This is a genomic window from Treponema endosymbiont of Eucomonympha sp. (assembly GCF_001028545.1).
In genome coordinates this window covers 1-2,828 of the sequence record NZ_BBPW01000094.1, presented here as the reverse complement: position 1 = coordinate 2,828, position 2,828 = coordinate 1, and the positions used below count along the sequence as shown (strand labels likewise).

The 2,828-nt window shown below is 62.3% G+C and carries 2 protein-coding genes; one reads left to right on the top strand and one right to left on the bottom strand.

Annotation, left to right across the window (positions count from 1 at the left end):
- Positions 1-313 precede the first annotated feature (313 nt).
- The gene (locus AWU74_RS04810; protein WP_062328171.1) at positions 314-2,344 is read left to right on the top strand and encodes a TonB-dependent receptor plug domain-containing protein; all 2,031 of its coding nucleotides are present in this window, start codon (positions 314-316) and stop codon (positions 2,342-2,344) included.
- A 70-nt stretch (positions 2,345-2,414) separates the two neighbouring features.
- Here the strand turns inward: AWU74_RS04810 and AWU74_RS11585 are convergent.
- The coding region (locus AWU74_RS11585; protein ID WP_202966404.1) for a hypothetical protein at positions 2,415-2,828 on the bottom strand (414 nt) is incomplete at its 5' end.

Below are 2,828 nucleotides of genomic sequence, written 5' to 3'. Positions count from 1 at the left end.
GAATTGGGTGGGAATGAAGCGTTCGGCTATCGCCGAACGTCCGAGTTCCTTGAGGGAACTCGGCATAGTGGGTGGACGAGCATAAAATGTTCCCTTTTATTTCTGTGTGCACCGCGAGTTTGCAAAACAAACTCGGTAGCAAGCCGTAGGCTTGCGGCAGTTTCTTGAGGAAACTCGGCAGTGAGGTGAGATATGGGCAGGCGCAGTAGGCGTCAGCCTCTGTGCGCCGCGAGTTTACCTATCGGACGTTCCCTACGGGAACGCGAAACTCGGCATAGTGGGTGGACTGCATGAGAGGCGAAGGCGGTACGGAATGAAACAACAGGAACGGGACGGGCGCGTTCGGCAAAACCGGGCGCCCCTCGTCCGCGCCGCGCATATTGCGCACTGTGTGCTGCTCGCCGCGTGCGTTTCCGCGTTCGCGGAGGCGGAGCCTGACGGCGAGGGCTTTGACGGCTCGGACGGCGGCGCGCCTGTCCGGCTCGAAAGCGTTACCGTGACCGGCACGGCGGAGACGACGCAGCAAATGGAAGTCATAACAAAGGAGGAAATCCAGCGGCGGAACAGCCCCGACCTGGCGTCGCTGCTCGAAGAAACGCTCGACATGAGCGTTACGCGCTACGGCGGCTACGGCAACCAGACGGAGCTGAACCTGCGCGGCTTTGACACCGAGCGCATTGCGATACTCATAGACGGCATTCCGGCGAACTCCCCGCGCTCCGGCGAGTTCGACATAAATCAGGTAGACCTTGCCAACGTCGAGCGCATAGAGGTCGTCTACGGCGGCTCCGACACCAAATACAACGTGTCGGGGGCGCTGGGCGGCGTCATAAACATTGTTACGATACAGAAGCAGAAGCCGGGACTCAGCCTCGGCGCCGCTGTTTCAAACTCCGGCTACGCGCCCGGCGAATACAACAGGCGGCACAGCGACCCGCCGGGACAGATCGGCAGCCCGCACTATGAGGACTTCTTCGACATGCAGATGCTCAGCCTGTCCGCCGGATACGGCGGCGAGAGCCTGTCGTGGAAGGCGTCGTGGTTCGGGAACCGGGCGGGCAACCATTACCTGTACCGGGACGACTACGGGTTTGCGCGGCGCAAGGAGAGCAACGAAATCGTCGACACCGGGCTGGACGCCTCGCTCGTGCGGGATTTGCCGAAGCGCGCGACGTTCGTGTCAGACACCAGCCTGTATTACGCCGACAAGAACTATCCCGTTACGCCGAACGCCGTCGGCTTCGCAAAGGCGCACGACTTTTCGGCAAAGGAAACCCTCGCGCTGGACGCGCCCGCCCTTTTCGGCGGCGCGCTTTCGGCGGAGGCGGCGCTCTCGTACACGCACTCCCTGTCGCGCTACGGCGTAAGCGCGCGGAGCGACGACGATTTTATCACCGCGCTCAGCCGCTGGGCGTGGTATCCGGTCGACCGGCTCACCCTGCGGAGCGGTGCGGACTGGCGCTTTATCCATATCGACTCGGAGGACGTAACGAAGGAGACCCGCGCGGGGAACGCGGGCGGGCTGTATGTCGCCGGCGAGTATCAGGCGGCGCACGGCGTCCTGCTCTTGGCGTCGGCGAAAGGTGCCACCGACACGCGGCAGTGCGTCGTCGTGCCGAAAGCCGGGCTCTCGTGGAAGCCGTCCGAATGGCTCACGCTGAAGAACAATTACTTCCGGAGCTTCAAGTTCCCCGACTTTGACGACCTGTATTACCGGAGCCACGACAATATGTTCGTGGGCAACCCGAATCTGAAGCCCGAAGACGGCGTCGGAGCGGACATAATCGCCGAGCTCGCGCTTTCCGGCACCGTGCAGGCGGATTCCACCCTGTACGCGCAGTGGACGAAGGACTCGATTCACTGGGTAAAGAGCGCGGGCGGGCGCTGGTCGCCCGAAAATATCGGCACCGCCTGTTTTATCGGCGCCGAGACGCGCCCGGCGTTCACCGTCCCGCTCGGCGGTCCCTTCCTCCGGCGCATAAAGGCGGGATTCACCTATCAGTATCAGTTGAGCTGGCTCCTCAACGACGGCTTGAGCTTTGCCGACAGCTACCGCATACCCTATATGCCGCGGCAAATCATCGGCGGCTCGCTCGACCTGCAGTGGAAGAGCGGTTCGCTTCTGCTGTCCGCGCACTACGAAAGCACGCGCTACGCCGACACCGTAAACAGCCTTGCGCTCGACCCTTACTGCCTGCTGCACCTAACGGTGAACCAGAACGCCGGAACACGCCTCGCCTTCTTTGCCGCGCTGAAGAATATGCTCAACTCGCCGTATCAGTCCTTTGCCGGCTACTATATGCCCGGCATAACGTTTACGGCAGGCATGCGCGTTCGGCGGTAGCCGAACGTCCGAGTTTTGCGTTCCCCTTTTTGTCTCAATTAAAAACGGGCACGCCCGTTTTTAATTGACCTTACGGCACAATCGCCGAGGAAATCTCTCCCCAGGGTCCCTTTTCGCCGGTGGTGTTTTCCCAGCGCAGGCAGATATACACCGTCTTGCCCCGTTCGTCTCCCGAAAACACCAGCGTGTGGGGCGAGCGGGTGCTGAACGCGGAATGCGTCAGCGCGTCGGGATTCGCCGTCGACGCGGGCAGAATGTCCCAGCGGATTTCCGCGCCGTGCACGCCCTCCGGCTTCGCCCAGCCGGAACTGCCGTGGTCGCGGAAGCGCAGCGTCAGTTGCCGCAGCACCCCCGTGTTGATTTCAAACGTCGGGTATGTGTGCGGCGCGGGCACCGGCGTGGGTTTCTTGTCGTGAAGCCGCAGCCCCATAAGCCTCCGGTCGTCGTTCGTAACCGTGTCGCCATAGGCGTGGGGCGCCCTGAC